The organism is Candidatus Bathyarchaeota archaeon, from assembly GCA_026014725.1.
Lineage (GTDB): Archaea > Thermoproteota > Bathyarchaeia > Bathyarchaeales > Bathycorpusculaceae > Bathycorpusculum.
This window is the reverse complement of sequence record JAOZHV010000029.1, coordinates 53940-68976: the sequence shown is the minus strand read 5'-3', so window position 1 is coordinate 68976 and position 15037 is coordinate 53940. Positions and strand designations below refer to the sequence as shown.

The 15037-nt window shown below is 45.9% G+C and carries 16 protein-coding genes; 7 read left to right on the top strand and 9 right to left on the bottom strand.

Annotated features, from left to right (window positions below; translation table 11 throughout):
* Positions 1–17: 17 nt before the first annotated feature.
* Genes cbiQ through NWE95_06365 form a run of 3 tightly spaced genes read left to right on the top strand, consistent with a single transcriptional unit; the run spans position 18 to position 2376 of the window.
* Positions 18–818 carry a cobalt ECF transporter T component CbiQ gene (gene cbiQ, locus NWE95_06375; GenBank protein ID MCW4003520.1) on the top strand — a complete coding sequence of 267 codons (801 nt, stop codon included), beginning with the start codon at positions 18–20 and terminating at the stop codon, positions 816–818.
* A 4-nt stretch (positions 819–822) separates the two neighbouring features.
* Positions 823–1665: an ATP-binding cassette domain-containing protein gene (locus NWE95_06370; GenBank protein ID MCW4003519.1), complete on the top strand. Its 843-nt coding sequence runs from the start codon at positions 823–825 to the stop codon at positions 1663–1665.
* Positions 1666–1668: 3 nt separating this feature from the next.
* Positions 1669–2376 carry a nickel/cobalt transporter gene (locus NWE95_06365; GenBank protein MCW4003518.1) on the top strand — a complete coding sequence of 236 codons (708 nt, stop codon included), beginning with the start codon at positions 1669–1671 and terminating at the stop codon, positions 2374–2376.
* A gap of 12 nt (positions 2377–2388) precedes the next feature.
* Here NWE95_06365 and cobJ read toward each other — a convergent pair whose 3' ends face one another.
* The 9 genes from cobJ to hemA are packed head-to-tail and all read right to left on the bottom strand — an operon-like array spanning position 2389 to position 10484.
* Positions 2389–3120, bottom strand: coding sequence for a precorrin-3B C(17)-methyltransferase (gene cobJ / locus NWE95_06360; protein ID MCW4003517.1), 732 nt, complete (start codon positions 3118–3120; stop codon positions 2389–2391).
* Positions 3117–4202, bottom strand: coding sequence for a cobalt-precorrin 5A hydrolase (locus tag NWE95_06355; protein ID MCW4003516.1), 1086 nt, complete (start codon positions 4200–4202; stop codon positions 3117–3119). The genes cobJ and NWE95_06355 overlap by 4 nt, the downstream gene beginning before the upstream one ends.
* Complete coding sequence (gene cobM, locus NWE95_06350; GenBank protein ID MCW4003515.1) at positions 4192–4968, bottom strand: precorrin-4 C(11)-methyltransferase; 777 nt, start codon at positions 4966–4968, stop codon at positions 4192–4194. The genes NWE95_06355 and cobM overlap by 11 nt, the downstream gene beginning before the upstream one ends.
* A complete protein-coding gene (gene cobI / locus NWE95_06345; GenBank protein ID MCW4003514.1) occupies positions 4965–5735 on the bottom strand; it encodes a precorrin-2 C(20)-methyltransferase in 771 nt (256 codons plus the stop codon). Before cobI ends, cobM begins: the two co-directional genes overlap by 4 nt.
* A 1-nt stretch (position 5736) precedes the next feature.
* Positions 5737–6354 carry a precorrin-6Y C5,15-methyltransferase (decarboxylating) subunit CbiT gene (cbiT, locus tag NWE95_06340; protein MCW4003513.1) on the bottom strand — a complete coding sequence of 206 codons (618 nt, stop codon included), beginning with the start codon at positions 6352–6354 and terminating at the stop codon, positions 5737–5739.
* A gap of 7 nt (positions 6355–6361) precedes the next feature.
* Entirely contained in the window at positions 6362–7030 is a 669-nt protein-coding gene (gene cbiE / locus NWE95_06335; GenBank protein ID MCW4003512.1) for a precorrin-6y C5,15-methyltransferase (decarboxylating) subunit CbiE, read from the bottom strand.
* A complete protein-coding gene (gene cbiD, locus NWE95_06330) occupies positions 7012–8112 on the bottom strand; it encodes a cobalt-precorrin-5B (C(1))-methyltransferase CbiD (protein MCW4003511.1) in 1101 nt (366 codons plus the stop codon). Before cbiD ends, cbiE begins: the two co-directional genes overlap by 19 nt.
* Positions 8113–8124: 12 nt before the next feature.
* Positions 8125–9198: a sirohydrochlorin nickelochelatase gene (gene cfbA / locus NWE95_06325; GenBank protein MCW4003510.1), complete on the bottom strand. Its 1074-nt coding sequence runs from the start codon at positions 9196–9198 to the stop codon at positions 8125–8127.
* Positions 9186–10484 (bottom strand): glutamyl-tRNA reductase, encoded by a 1299-nt coding sequence (gene hemA, locus NWE95_06320; protein ID MCW4003509.1) that lies wholly within the window; start codon positions 10482–10484, stop codon positions 9186–9188. Before hemA ends, cfbA begins: the two co-directional genes overlap by 13 nt.
* Before the next feature lie 63 nt (positions 10485–10547).
* On the opposite strand from hemA, the gene NWE95_06315 reads away from it, so the two are divergent.
* Genes NWE95_06315 through hemL form a run of 4 tightly spaced genes read left to right on the top strand, consistent with a single transcriptional unit; the run spans position 10548 to position 15029 of the window.
* Entirely contained in the window at positions 10548–12116 is a 1569-nt protein-coding gene (locus tag NWE95_06315) for an AAA family ATPase (protein MCW4003508.1), read from the top strand.
* Positions 12107–12763: a bifunctional precorrin-2 dehydrogenase/sirohydrochlorin ferrochelatase gene (locus NWE95_06310; GenBank protein ID MCW4003507.1), complete on the top strand. Its 657-nt coding sequence runs from the start codon at positions 12107–12109 to the stop codon at positions 12761–12763. Before NWE95_06315 ends, NWE95_06310 begins: the two co-directional genes overlap by 10 nt.
* A complete protein-coding gene (gene hemB / locus NWE95_06305; GenBank protein ID MCW4003506.1) occupies positions 12760–13740 on the top strand; it encodes a porphobilinogen synthase in 981 nt (326 codons plus the stop codon). The genes NWE95_06310 and hemB overlap by 4 nt, the downstream gene beginning before the upstream one ends.
* On the top strand, positions 13722–15029 hold the full coding sequence (hemL, locus tag NWE95_06300; GenBank protein ID MCW4003505.1) for a glutamate-1-semialdehyde 2,1-aminomutase: 1308 nt from the start codon (positions 13722–13724) through the stop codon (positions 15027–15029). Before hemB ends, hemL begins: the two co-directional genes overlap by 19 nt.
* The last annotated feature ends 8 nt before the right edge of the window (positions 15030–15037 follow it).

Genomic DNA, 15037 nt, shown 5'->3' with positions numbered 1-15037 from the left:
TTGGTTGAAAAAGTCGGATGTCTCACAGTGACTTCTATGCGCAAATCGACAGGTACGCATACACAAACAAACTTGCAAAATGTAGCCCGATAACCAAGGCTTTTTTTGCTCTTGCCACATTAGTAGTTACTGTTTGTGCTCAATCAATCGTTGTGCCCCTCTTCGTTTTTGCCTTAACCACTACGATGCTGTTGGGCTTCGTGAAAGTAAAAGCCCGTTTTTACCTTCATCTGCTTGCGTATCCAACATTCATGCTTGTTTTAACGTGCCTCTTGTTAGCTCTGTTCTGGGGAAACGGTGAATCTATGGTTGAGATACCTTTTCTATGGTTCACCCTATCTCTCTTTAAAGCAGAAGGTATAATCCTTAGCATCAACACCTTCTGCAGAGTTGAAGGCGCCCTTTCTTGCTTATTCTTCTTAGTCTTAACCACAAACATAACAGACCTTGGTTTAATCCTGCGGCGTGCTCATGTTCCAAAAGTATTAGTGGAGCTGGCGATGCTAGTCTACCGCTACATATTTGTATTCTTAGAGGTCACAGAGCAAATGACTATTGCGCAAAAACTCCGACTTGGCGCAGGCGGTTGGATGAAGAAAATCCGCGGTTTAGCATTACTCGCAGGCAACCTGTTCATAAGAACACTTGAGCAGGGAGAACGCACCTTTATTGCCATGAGCGCAAGAGGCTACGATGGCGAAATACGTGTTCTCGAAGACATCCCCAAGCCAAGAAAAACGATGCTTGCAGCGATATTACTGTTTGAAATCTGTCTTGTAGCTACAATATTTTTAACCTTAAACATTGGAGTCATATAGCAATATGTTGTTTAGAGTAGAGAACCTCGTATATCAATATTCAGATGGAACAGTAGCTTTGGATAATGTTTCGTTAGGCTTCGATAGAGGTGACCGAATCGCTCTACTGGGCACAAACGGGTCGGGAAAAACAACGCTTCTGAACCATTTAAACGGAATTCTTAAACCCACCTCAGGTAAAATTTACTTTGAAGATAAACCCTTAGAGTACAGTGGGAAAGCCTTACTTGAACTTAGACGACGAGTGGGCTTTGTCTTTCAAGACCCAAACGACCAGCTCTTCGCACCCACAGTAAAGCAAGATGTGGCTTTTGGACCATTAAATCTTGGGCAATCAGCAGAGCAGGTAAAAAAAATAGTTGATGAAGCGTTAGAAACCGTTGGCATGATTGAATCGAAGGAGAAGCCACCTCATTTCTTGAGTCTGGGGCAAAAAAAACGGGTTGCGCTTGCAGGCGTATTGGCCATGCAACCTGAAGTTATAATCATGGATGAACCTACATCTAATCTTGACCCGCGAGCCACCAGCGAAATTTTGCATTTGCTTTTAAAGTTGAACAGGGAAAAAGGCATAACTCTGTTGTTAGCAACCCATGATGTTGACATGGTACCATTGTTTGCCAACAAACTCTATATTCTCAATAAAGGTAAACTTGTTTCGGAAGGAGCACCTAAAGACATATTTTCAGACACAGAGCTCATCCGCAAAGTGAACTTGCGCGCGCCGAGGTTGACACATCTTTTCGAAGTACTAAAGAAAGAGGACGGTCTACCTGTAGAAGAGAAACTGCCCCTTACAATCGGTGAAGCTAGAAAAGAAATTCTGCGCCTACTGAGGAACGGTTGAACAATGAGTGCCATAGACGCATCCATCATAGGTGTAGTCGTCATCGGTTTGTTACATGGCTTAGAACCTGGACACGGCTGGCCTTTGGCGCTGCTTTATTCAGCTAAAACTACGCGACCTACTTTCTACGCGTTTGTGAGTTCAGGCATCATTTCGGCGGCACATTTTTTTTCATCCATTATGGTGGTTTTAATCTACGTGTTAGTGAGCGCATTCTATGATTTTTCCAGCCCAATCTTAACCTACATAGCCGTCGTGGTGTTGGTTATACTGGCAATAAAGTTGTTTACAGAAAAAGTTCATTCGGATTTAGATGAGCAACATGGGCACTTCCATGACAACGCCACCGACCTAACTCATACTCATGAACATGAACACAAAGAAGAAGGCTTCCATACACATGAGCATCTGCACCCTAAAAGGTTAAACATGTCGTTGTGGAAACTTGCGAGTTGCGCTTTTGTTTTAGGCTTTGCGCACGAGGAAGAATTTGCATTGTTGGCTTTAGCTGTCGGAGGCATCAGCCCGCTTTTGTTGATGGTTTCGTATGGCTTAGCGGTGGCTGTTGGGCTTATAGGCGTAACTCTTTTGGGCGTGAAAATGTACGAACACGTGAAAAACCGAATCGCCCGCTACGAGAAATATATCCCTAAAATTAGCGGAGCGATTTTGTTGGCAATGGCAGTAGCATTACTTTTTGGAGTCCTCTAAAAGCTGAAAAGGTTATTCTTTGAGGTCATAGCCTCTTGACGTAACCATCTTGCCGTTAATGACTTTAGTTGCGGAGTTCCCGACAACAATTGTTGTCACCATATCAATTTGTGCGTTCAGCATTTCCCTGAGCGTTGTTATGGTTACCGTCTCCCCTTCGCGCCCAACCTGCCGAACAATACCCACGGGCGTGTCAGGCTTAATATGTTTGAGCATTATTTCGTAAGCTTTTGTCAAAGGTTCGATGCGCCCTTGGCTTTGCGGGTTATAGAGAACGATTGAAAAGTCTGCTACCGCTGCAGCTTCGAGTCGGCGCTTAATCTTCTCCCAAGGTGTCAACAAGTCACTGAGACTTATTATTGCAAAGTCACTAATCAGAGGTGCGCCGAGTATTGAGGCTGCAGCTGTAGCCGCGGTAACTCCTGGAACAATCTCGATAGGTATGTGTGTTTTTTCTTGTGCGGCAGCTTCCAAGACTACGCCTGCCATGCCGTAGACGCCTGGGTCACCGCTACTTACCATAACCACGCGCTTGCCTTCTAGGGCTTTTGAGACTGCAATTTTTGCGCGTTCCACTTCTTTGCCCATGGTTCCAGAGAGCACTTCGGCGTCATGGCGGATTAGGGATTGGATTAATTTAATGTAGGTTCCGTAACCTACTACAACGTCTGCTTCTTCAATCTCTTTTCTAGCTTTAGGCGTTAGGTGTTCAAGGCTGCCGGGTCCTATGCCGACGACGCTTATTCTGCCTCGGCTATCGCAACTGTGACGCCGTTTAGTTTGGTTTTTTTCAGTATTAATTTTGCGTTCTCTCCCGCTATCTTTAAAGCTGCACGTTCACATACCCCTCCGACGCCGATTTTTTTCTCAACCATCTCTGAGTCAGGCGACAAATCCTTGTGTTTCACTAGTCGCAGTTCATCGACACTTAAGAACTCAAGCGGTGCGCCTAATCGTTCTGCGGCTTGTATCATTGCTGGCGAGTTACGTTTAATATCGACGGTTGCAAAGCGGTTAACTGTGGCAAGTGAAATGTGAACCTTCTCCAGAGCAATATCAACTGCTTCGATGATGCTGTCTGCGCTTGCGTCTTTTCTTGCGCCCAACCCCACAACGATGTCCTTGGTTTTTAGTATTGTGATTGGCTTTGCGAACTTTTTAATCGCCAAAGGTTCACGTGTGACTATTACTCCTGCATCATAGTCGTTAACGATTTTTAGCGCTTGCACGCCATTTTTAGCCTTTTTGACTTCATAACTACTAATTAAAGTGGTTGGGACTTTAACATCTCCCGTTAAAACAAGAACTACTCGTCCGCCATCAACGATGGCAGAGTTAACAGCGGCAAGGCTCTTTGGATTTTGGATTGTTAGATGCAACGTTTTTGCTAGTTCATCAACGCTCTGCCTTCCAATCACATCAGACGCCGTGGTTATCACTGCTGTTGCGCCTATGCCATCGGCGATTAGTTTGGTTAACGCGTTTGCGCCGCCATAGTGCCCCGAGAGCAAACTGATAACAAATTTTCCAGCGACATCAACACCTATGACGGCAGGGTCAGTTAGTTTGCTTTCAAGGTAGGGTGCGACTGCGCGGATTGTGATACCTGTCGCCATAACGCCGACTATAGCGTCCACCGCGTTGTAAGTGTCCTTGATGACCTGAGGTATTTTCTTTTCAAAGGGCATAACGCCATTTTGATTATACTTTTTCGGAGCATAAACTGTGGAATTCAAGCCTGCCTTGTCGAGGGCTCTTTTAATTTTCAGTGCGGTTTCTACACCCCGCCTCGTGATTGTAATTATGGCGATGCCTTTATCGTACATTTGATTCTTCGCCTTTACGGAATCCCGTGGTGAATTTGGGGTCATAAAGCTTGGATAAGTCATACTCTTTTGGGTCAAGCGCTCTGCCCACGAAAATCAGTGCTGTCTCGGTGATTCCTGCCGCCTTTACTTTTTCAACGATATCTGCAAGTGTGCCTTTGACGATTTTTTGCTCTGGCCACGTAGCCTTATACACAACTTGCACGGGTGTATCTTTGGGGTAACCGCCCTTCTGGAGGTCTTCAATCACGCGAGCGATGTGCGGGGTGCCCAAAAAAATGACCATTGTGGCTTGGTGAGCGGCAAGTTTTTGGATGCTCTCAGCTTCTGGCACTGGCGTTCTTCCCTCTGGGCGAGTAATTATGACTGTTTGGGAAATGTTCGGCAGAGTTAACTCGCGATTCAACGTAGCGGCACCTCCTTGTAGGCAGCTTACGCCAGGAATGCGAAAATACTCAATACCTTCCTTGTCTAGAAAACTCATCTGCTCCTGAATGGCACCATAGAAGCTTGGGTCGCCGTCGTGGACTCGCGCAACAAGTTTGCCTGCCTTAACGGCTTCAGCCATGACTTTTTGGACTTCTGGTAGGCTCATTTTGGCGCTGTCATATAGCTCGGCGCCTTTTTTGCAGTATTTTAGGTACTCTGGGTTTAGTAAGCTCCCAGCGTAGATGACCACGTCAGCTTGCTCGAGCCATTTCTTTCCTTTGAGAGTTATAAGTTCTGGGTCGCCAGGACCTGCGCCGATGAAGACAACTTTTTTCATTTTTTGTCACCGTTTCCGTTTTTTTTCCAGTGAATTGGCACTGGACTTTTCTTGATGATGGCTACTGAGAAGTAGTCCTCAATTATGTCCCAACCATCCACATCGACTAATTTGCCAACGAGAACTTTTTCTTCGGGCAATGTGCATCGCTTAACCAAAGCAATTGTTGAGTTTTTGGTAAAGCCTGACTTCAACAGAAGGGGGATTAAATCCCTGATACGGTGTGCACATTTCATGAACACCAATGTATCGGCATGTTTAGCCGTTTCTTCTATATGCGCTTGGCGAAGGTCAGAGGGCATAATTGAAACTACCTCATCTTTCTCAGCCAAAGGCAATTGGGCACTGGCTGCCGCTGCAGTCACAGAAGTAACGCCAGGTATGATTTCCAACTTAATTTCCGGATAAGTTTCTTTGACGCATTCATAGAGGTAAAGAAACGTGCTATAGAGCATGGGGTCGCCTAAGGTGATGAATGCGACATCGCCTTTTTTTGCTTTTGAGGCTACTGTGGCTGCGTTTTCTACCCATAATCTGCGGTTGTTAAGTTCATCTTTACTCATGGGGAAGACAAGTTCAAGAATCTCCGCAGGGTTCTTGCGCTCATTTAGGATTTGTTTAATCATGCTAAGAGCCATGCTCGGTTTGCAAGCATGAGATTTAGGCACGCAGATAACATCAGCTGACTTGAGGGCTTTTGCTGCTTTTAAAGTGATGAGTTCAGGGTCGCCAGGACCAACACCGATACCTATGAATGTTCCAGCCAAATCAGTTGTCCTCCTCCGACGGTTTTGTCGCTGAGATGATTGTGATGGGGTTTCTCGCAATCATCATAGTGCCACTGGTCACTTGTTTGCCTTTAGCAACAAAAAGTTGCGTGACATCGATATCTGCAAAACCCAACCTTTTTAGCTCACCTATTGCGGTTGTTGCGGTTTCCAAAAGGATTGCGTTAACAACTACTCTGCCATTGGATTTGAGTTTGTCTTTGGATGTACGTAGTACTTCCCGTAAAGAGGAACTCCCGCCGATTATAATGGCATCAGCACGAGGGAGATTTTGCAAGGCATCTGGCGCTCTACCGCGTACAACCATAACGTTTTTTTCAACGCCAAACTTCTCCGCGTTACTCATAGTTAACTTAATTGCCGTCTCATATTCATCGATGGCGTAGACTTTGCCTTTTGGAGAAACCTGCAATGCGGCTTCAACCGTCAAGCCGCCCGTGCCACAACCAACATCAATGACAACGTCGCCTTCTCGCAACCGTGCTTTAGATATGGTGACAACTCTGATTTCCTCTTTAGTCGGTCCTGGAACTCCCTCGCTTTGATTGAAACTATCGTCTGGGATTCCAGGTGTCTTGTAAACCCACTTTTTAGCCATTTTTATTTCAACTTTTTTCTTTGCTGTTTGGTTTGATGACCATTATAGTCAAAGACTCTGATTTAGTGCCTAAAGAATCCAATGTTCCCATGGAAATGTGTTCGTTGGTGAGCGTTAAATTCTCGCATAGCCACACTTTGGTTTTTTTATCTATTCCTTCACTGATTAAGTACTCGGCTATTTCTTTTGGAGAAAACGCCTTTGGTTCAGGCAGCAACATAACGGTTACTCCAGCCTTAACCGTTAGTGCCAACTCCTCTTTTTTCTCGGCTGGTGCGCCTTCATGGAAACTAAACAAGCGTACGTTATCCCAACACATTCCCAAACGGGCAGCGCACACTTGCAGCGAACTCACACCTGCAACAACGTTTATTTCATCAGCTTTAATTAAGTCCCTGTCAAGAACTGATTTGAGTAAGCCCGAAAAGCCCGGGTCACCAGTGCACACCAAGACCACATTTTTGCCTTTTTTAGCTAATTCGACAGCTGATTTTAATTCTTTGTCCATATTTTTAGCTGTCAAAACTACAGGTTTGCCTTTAATATCCATGCGAAAAAGGTTTAGGTTCCTTTGAGCGCCACAAACGACGTCGGCGGTTTGCACGGCTTTTCTTGCCACTGGCGTAACGTAATCTGGCGAACCTGGTCCAGCGCCAACTATGTTAAGTTTAGCCAAGGTTTGTTACTCCTCGCGTTTTCGTCCATTCCAAGGACTTTGCCATCCATTGAAATAATTATAACGTTTATCTTAATTTTATCTTGCACTCTATCGCTTACGCGCTGGTGAACCCGCTTGGCAATTCGGTCATACGTAGCCTCTAGCAAACCCGCCTTTTGCAGTATTTCTGAGGCTTCATCAGAAGTGTTTGCAACCAACAATGCGCTGATGGTTGCAGTATCGGCTCCAGCGGCGCCAGCGTAAGAGGCGATGACCTCGTTTCGTGCATCACCCACCTTGTGATGCGTGTTGAAGATGTTCGCTGCCAACTTCACCAGCTTTCCTGAGTGCCCCAGGAGAATGATTTCTTTGACGCCTTTTTCAACGGCTTTGTCTAGCATGTAACCGACGAAATCACCCGTTTGAACAATGGCATCCTCAGGCGCATTGTACTGTTGCTTAGCAATTCGCTCGCCGATGTTTCCGGGCACAAAGAACACGCGTTTGTAGCCTTTGGCTAGGGCAACGTCGATTTGGGGAACCAGCGAACGCCGGCATGCCTCAAGCGACAAGGGTTTAACAACACCTGTAGTGCCTAAAATGGAGACGCCGCCAGTTATGCCCAGCTTAGCGTTAGTGGTCTTCTTTGCGATTATTTCTCCTTCAGGCGCACTAATCGTGACTTCGGAGCCCCTGCCAGAGGGCAAGGCTTCTTTGACAGCTTGAATAATCATGGTCTTGGGCACTGGGTTGATTGCGCCTTCACCTATTGGAACCTGCAGACCTGCCTTAGTGACTTTGCCGATGCCTTTGCCGCTTTTCACTGTGATTTTGCCGTCACTTGTTAATTTTACAGTAGCAATTATTTCCATCTGGTCTGTAACGTCAATGTCATCGCCGGCATCCTTAACGACAACTGCCTCTGCCAAATCATCAGCGAGTTTTCGGCTAGATTTTACGGGTATCTCAAACCGCAATCCGATGGGGGTTGGAATAACCACTCGGTCAACCGGCTCCTTGATTATGGCTGTTAATGCGGCTTTGGCTGCCGCTGCCGCAGTTGCGCCCGTGCTTATGCCGTATTTTAGAAACTTCGCCATCGTTGGCACCGTCTAACCGTAAGCCCTGCCCTCCGCCATGGAGAGCAAAGCGTTGAAAATGGCAACAGCGATTGGGCTACCGCCCTTTGGACCCTTAGTAATTATGTATGGTACAGGTAGTTTTGCAACCGCCTCTTTGGATTCAGCTGCGCCCACAAAACCGACAGGCACAGCAACAATCAACGCAGGTTTAACCAGTCCCTTTTGAATTTGCTCTGCTAACTCAAAGGCTGCAGTGGGGGCGTTCCCAATGAGTACAATAGCGCCGTCTAACCCGTCCTTTATAGCTAAACGCATCGCCGCAGCCGCGCGTGTTAAGGATTCTTTTTTCGCCAATTCCATTACGCGTTGGTCGTTGATGTACGTGGTAATTTTGCCACCGAACCTCTTGAGGCGCGTTTCATTGATGCCTGACCGAATCATCTTCACGTCAGTTACCACTTTGGCGCCCGCCTTAATCGCAGAGATGCCTGCATTCACGGCGTCATTGCTTATGGCTAGCAGTTTGGCGAATTCAGGGTCAGCAGTCGTGTGAACAACTCTCTCGATAATTGGGACTTGCTCTTTTGACGCTTTTGCCAGTTCATCTGCAATGGCTTCACGGATAAGTTTCATGCTTTTGTTAACAATTTTGCCTGACTCAGCAACGGAATAAGCATCAAGGATTTCGCCATCTTTTTTGACTTCTTGCCCCAAAGCTTTCAGAGCCTTCTCTTCGAGGATTTCTGCTATGCGTTCATCGCTCCCCAGCGGTTCGCCATAAACCAATTTGATTCCGCGCTCCTTTAGCAAAGGCTCTTTCTCTTTAACATCAATTAACTCAGGAATCTCCTGTGTAGTGTGAACACCAGGAGCAAGGAAAGCTGGAACAAGAACAATTTTTGAAACGCCGCTTTGTGCAATTGAGTCGATGGCTTGTGCAATAGTTGGTGTATCTCTAATCATGAAAGCAATCTGTATAATCGTGAATTTAGAGCGCTGACGCAAAATATCGGCTAATTTTTCGAGGTTCTCTCGGTTATGCGGCATTTTACTTCCATGCCCGATTAAGATTAAACCGACCTTTTCCGATGCTAAGCTCGGCAACTTTGGTCCTCCAACTTATCAAACAATTTACTGGCTACATCGATAATTTCTTTATCACCATTCTTGGCGGCTAACCTCAAATTCTCCACAATAGGAATAAACGTTTGCTTAAGTAAAATAAACGTTAAGTCATCCAAAATCTTTTTCTCTCTATCGTCAACTTCTCCTAACATGCCCAGAGCGGTGGCGAGCTCTTTCTTTCTGACTTTTTCAGCATGAGAAAGCAAGGACGAAACAATTAAGCGAACCGAGAGGCTTTTCATGTCAGCATTAAGAGTAACAAGTTCTTCCTCTATGATTTTGAGAGCTTTCTCGATTTTTTTCTTTCTGCTTTGCTTGTTTTTTTCAGCGATTAATTGTAGGTCATCAATATTGTAAAGTTGTACGCCGTGAATTTCTTCAACGGATTTTTCTACGTTGCGTGGATTGGAAATATCTATAATTATTATGCCATTCTTGTTTGTCCGATTTACCATTAATGGGGAAAGCATGTTTTTTGTTAAGAGGTAGTGCGGCGCCGAAGTTGAACAGATCACTACATCAGCGTTAACTAAGACTTCGTTAAACTGGTCAAACTTCACCGCTTTGCCTGAAAGCTCGTCGGCTAACTTTGCCGCTCGGTCGTAAGTTCTGTTAGCTATGAAAATCGGGCTAAGGCAGCGTCTCGCTAAGGCTTTAGCGACCAGGGTGCCAATCTCGCCCGCACCCATAACCAGAATTTTCTTATCCTCAAGATTGCCCAGCAAATCCACGGCTAACTCGACCGCCGCAGAACCGATAGAAACAGCACCTTTATTGATACCCGTCTCGTTTCTCACACGCTTGCCAACACTCACGGCGCGGTTAAAGAGAAGTTTAAGGATTGGTCCAGCAGTTTTGGCTTTTTCAGCTTCTAAGTAGGCATCCCAGACTTGGTTGAGAACTTGGTCTTCCCCGATAACCATGGATTCCAAACCTGAAGTAACTCTCAACAGGTGACCAAAGGCATCGTTATCCAGAGACGTTTCTATGGCTTTCTGGGCTTCCTCAACGCTGGACATGGCTCTTTTAGCTAAAAAATCCTTAATCAAGACAGCTGTTTCAGACGGCACTTCACTTACAACATAAAGTTCAATACGATTACAAGTCTGCAAAACCAGACACTCTTCAACATTCTCAAAAGAACAAAGCTCAAAGAGCGCCTTTTCCTTATCACTAAACGCCACAGCCTCTATCAACGGCACACGCGCCGTCTTATGCGTAATTCTAACATTGATAACGTGGTCCGTTTTTACTGAGGCGCACATGGTTGGATAAACCGACCAGCTTAAATATAAGGCTTACCGTAAACTACCCTTCTGGGAAACCTAATGCAATTACGACATAGAGTTGGCTTGGTTTATTTGCCTGGGGCTCTTCCATGTTTTGAGGATTTCGGAAATCTGCCAACCGACCTAGTTAGGGCTGATGGACTCGTCGATGGCAAGCCTGCTTCTGAAGTTTTGGATCTGCTGATAATTCCAGGCGGAAGTCTTGTTGAATCCCAGAGTGTAAACGATAAAGTTAGCCGTGAAATCATTAGGATGGCAGATTCGGGCAAGTTTGTGCTTGGCATCTGCTCAGGCTTTCAGATCCTAGCTAAAGAAACTGATGTCGGGCGCCTATCCACTATTCCAATTACTAGGCAAGGGCTTGGCTTGTTGAGCGCGGAGTTCAAGCCGTTGATATGCACAGACCGCGTGCAAGCCACCATAGTTGACAGAAGTTTCTTAACACAAGAAGTCGGTAAAGAAGTCTCGGGCTTTCATTGTCACACCTACGGAAAAATTATCCTGCATAAAGAAGCTAAACCCATCTTAGTTACTCACGCCCAACATATTGATTACAAGAAAAACCCCCAAGATCTAATTTCAGGTGTCGCTAACAAACAAGGCAACGTAGTCGGTATATTTATCCATGCGCTCTTAGACGAGAACCCAATCATCATACAAAGCATCACAAAGTCACTTGACATAAACCAAGACGAATTACAAACGATAAGGCAAGCTAACGCGAAACTCTTAGAACAAATCAAGAGCGAAATCGGAGTTGCAACTAACATTCACCAGCAAACAACCATTAGCCAAAAGGAGCCGCGGTTGCTTCTGGTTACCGCGAACGGTAGCGGCTCAGGGAAAACCTTTGTTGTGACCGGCATAGCTGGCGCATTAAAGAAAAAAGGGTTCAAGATTGGTGTGATAAAGGTCGGAGGAGATATTCGTGACGCTGTGCCTTCCCTCTACCTAATCAAAGAGCCCATTAAAGAGTATTCTTCAATTAAAGTTAGCGGAAGTGGATGGATGCCAGTCGAGCAAGCTATAGAGCAGGCGAGCAGAAAGTACGATTTCTTGCTTGTTGAAGGAGCCATGAGCGCTTTCACTGGGTTGCTCAATGAAAAATATAAACGGCCAATGTCCACTGTTGAGGTTGCCGCGGCTTTGGGCGCATCAACCGTTCTTGTGGTGGGTTGTGATATGGAAGGCATCGAGGGCGCACTTATTAATACCCTAAATCACGTGAGCATCCTAAAACATTTAGGCGTAAACGTAACAGGCGTCATCCTAAACAAGCTATACATCAGCTACTTAACAGACGAAATAAAACAAACCATGCAACAAGCATTCAAGAATGCAGGCGTTGAATTGTTAGGGATGGTGCCGCGTTTGAATTTGCAATCCAGAGGCATGATTCCGGAAATTGAAATTCGATATGACGATTTTGGCGCTCAAGCCATTAGCGCTGTTGAAAGTAGCATTGATTTGGATTTGCTTGTGAAGATTGCCTCACCACCGATGCAGGTTAAAGTTGACTACGACTTGCTTACGGAAAAATTCAAAAATCTACTAACCGACTATGGGCTTAACGCTTCTGAAGGTGGTAAAAACCAAAGTTGCTCATAGACCTTAAGCTTGATGGTAAAACCGTTATGGTAATCGGTGGAGGCTCGGAGGCTTACCGCAAAACCCAGAGCGCTCTTGATTCAGGCGCAAAAATCTGGGTTATCAGCAGGGACTTTTCAGAAGATATGCAGAGGCTTGAGGCAGAAGGAAAGGTGGCCCTTCTAAAAACAGAAATCAAGGACGCTAAGGCTTTCGTTGACAGCTTAAACCCCAAGCCTGACATTCTCTTGGCAACCACTGACAACAGCAAACTTAACCTTGAACTGATTAAAACCGCAAAGTCTTATGGTTGCATGGTTTACTCAGTTGATAACCCTGTCCTTAGCGATTTCATTCTTCCCGCGGTGGCACATATTAGCGACGTAAAAGTTGCCATTTCCACGGGAGGCAGAAGCCCAGCCATGGCACGAGTGCTAAGGGAGCGGATTGAGAAGTTTATTACAATTCAGGATTTGGCCGAGATAGATCTCCAGGATGAGCTACGTCGTATACTCAAAGAGCGGTTCTCTGACCCGAAGGTTAGGCGTAACCTGTTATTCGAGATACTTAATAACGAAGCCATCAAAGACGCTTTAGTCGAAGGTAAATTTGACGTGGCACAGCAGTTATCCATGAAAATCATAGAAAGAGGAGAAATCAAGGAATGAGTTTTCCAACTGTACGTATGAGAAGACTGCGCAAAACAAAAGCAATACGCGACATGCTAAACCAAGTGTCCATACAACCAAGCAACCTAATCCACCCTATCTTTGTGGACGAAAACATCAAAAAATCCGTACCTATCGAATCCATGCCTGGCTACAGTCGCCTGCCAATTGCACAAGTGGCCAATGAGGGGAAGCATGCGCTTGAACAGGGAATAAAAGGAGTCATTCTCTTCGGAGTACCAGCTAAAAAGGACGAAGTTGGCACCAGCGCGTTTGCCAAAGACGGCGTCATCCAAAAAGTTGCGCGCGAATTGAAAAAAGCCCTTGGAGATGAGCTTGTGGTTATAGGGGATGTTTGCCTGTGCGAGTACATGAGTCACGGACACTGTGGCTTAATCAAAGACGGCGAGGCCCTAAACGACCAGACTCTCGATGTGCTCGGTAAGGTTGCGGTTAGCCAAGCTGAGGCAGGTGTGGACATTGTTGCGCCTTCAGCTATGATGGATGGCCAAGTCGGCGCCATCCGCGAGGCGTTAGATGATGCAGGTTTTGAGCAAGTGGCGATTATGGCTTATTCTGCAAAGTACGCGTCTGGCTTTTATGGTCCGTTTAGAGAAGCAGCAGAGTCAACGCCCCAGTTTGGAAACCGCCGAAGCTATCAGATGAGCCAAAGTAGTCAAAAAGAGGCATTGCGAGAAATAGAGCTCGACATCAGTGAGGGTGCAGATATGGTTATGGTTAAGCCAGCTTTAGCTTACTTAGACATCATTGCTCTTGCGAAAGCGAACTTTAACGTGCCCGTGGTTGCCTACAACGTGAGTGGCGAATACGCGATGGTTAAAGCCGCCGCACAGAACGGCTGGATAGACGAGAAAACCATCATTCAAGAGATATTATCAAGCATAAAACGCGCAGGCGCAGACCTAATCATTACCTATCACGCTAAAGATGTTAAATCGTGGTTGAATCAGACTTGAAAGAAAGCAAATCACAAGCTCTCTTTGAAAGGGCAAAAAATATTCTGCCGGGCGGTGTAAACAGTCCTGTTAGAGCTTTTGAGCCTTACCCCTTCTTTGTTGAGTACGCTCAAGGAGCAAAAATGTACGATGCTGACGGCAAAGCATACGTTGATTACTGCATGGCTTATGGGGCTTTGCTTTTTGGGCACGCTTACCCAGAAATCATGGAAGCAGTAAAAAGCCAACTCGCCAAAGGCTCACTTTACGGAGCTCCCACAGAACGCGAGGTTGAATTTGCCGAATTAATCCAGAAAGCTTCACCCTGTATGGAGATGCTTCGGCTTGTTAGCTCTGGCACTGAAGCTACAATGCATGCTGTCCGAACCGCTAGAGGTTACACGGGTCGAAAAAAAATCGTGAAGTTTGAGGGATGCTTCCATGGCGCCCACGATAACGTGCTCGTGAAGGCGGGTTCGGGTGCTACAACTTTTGGCACGCCCACATCGCTGGGTGTCCCCGAGGACACAACCAAGAACACACTCGTATTACCTTACAACGATGTTGAAGCCATAGAAGCCACGTTTAAGCGTGAAGGCAACGAAATTGCAGCACTCATCATTGAGCCTGTTATGGGCAACGCTGGCTTGATTCTTCCCAAGGGCAACTATTTAAATTCCGTAAGGAAATTTACAAGCGATTACGGCATAGTTCTGATTTTTGACGAAATAATTACTGGCTTCCGTTTGGCTTTTGGCGGCGCACAAGAATACTTTAACGTGAAACCTGACATGGCAACGCTTGGCAAGGTGCTCGGCGGCGGCTTTCCGCTGGCAGCCTTTGGCGGCAAGAAGGAAATTATGCAGAATGTTTCGCCAGTCGGTAAAGTGTATCAGGCGGGCACGTTTAGCGGCAACCCAGTTTCAGCAACCGCTGGCTTCACCAGCCTCAAAATCCTAAGCAAAAAGAAAAGTGAAATTTACCCTAAACTGGAGAGAAACTGCCAAGAACTAAAAAAAGCCTTAATTGACCTGTCCGCAGGGCACAAGCTTGCAGCGCAAGTTTACAGCATCGCATCCATGTTCCAGATATTCTTCAGCAAAGAGCCGGTTACTGACTATGTAAGTGCCAAAAAATCTGACACACAAACGTTTACTACGTACTTCCAAGAGCTGTTGCGGCAGGGCGTGTTTATCCCACCAGCACAATTCGAAACATGCTTTGTTTCCGCCGCACATTCACAAGAAGAAATAAAACACACGATAAACGCTTTTGATATAGCCCTCAAAGCGGCGTCAAAGAAGAGGTAATTTCCGTG

Excerpts from the sequence above, each read along its gene's own strand:
- NWE95_06355 (MCW4003516.1), bottom strand. The coding sequence starts at position 4,202 with ATGTACGATAAAGGCATCGCCATAATTACAATCACGAGGCGGGGTGTA.
- cbiD (MCW4003511.1), bottom strand. The coding sequence starts at position 8,112 with ATGGCGAAGTTTCTAAAATACGGCATAAGCACGGGCGCAACTGCGGCA.
- cbiQ (MCW4003520.1), top strand. The coding sequence starts at position 18 with ATGTCTCACAGTGACTTCTATGCGCAAATCGACAGGTACGCATACACA.
- NWE95_06315 (MCW4003508.1), top strand. The coding sequence starts at position 10,548 with ATGCAATTACGACATAGAGTTGGCTTGGTTTATTTGCCTGGGGCTCTT.
- cbiT (MCW4003513.1), bottom strand. The coding sequence starts at position 6,354 with ATGGCTAAAAAGTGGGTTTACAAGACACCTGGAATCCCAGACGATAGT.
- hemB (MCW4003506.1), top strand. The coding sequence starts at position 12,760 with ATGAGTTTTCCAACTGTACGTATGAGAAGACTGCGCAAAACAAAAGCA.
- hemA (MCW4003509.1), bottom strand. The coding sequence starts at position 10,484 with ATGTGCGCCTCAGTAAAAACGGACCACGTTATCAATGTTAGAATTACG.
- cobM (MCW4003515.1), bottom strand. The coding sequence starts at position 4,968 with ATGAAAAAAGTTGTCTTCATCGGCGCAGGTCCTGGCGACCCAGAACTT.
- NWE95_06370 (MCW4003519.1), top strand. The coding sequence starts at position 823 with ATGTTGTTTAGAGTAGAGAACCTCGTATATCAATATTCAGATGGAACA.
- NWE95_06365 (MCW4003518.1), top strand. The coding sequence starts at position 1,669 with ATGAGTGCCATAGACGCATCCATCATAGGTGTAGTCGTCATCGGTTTG.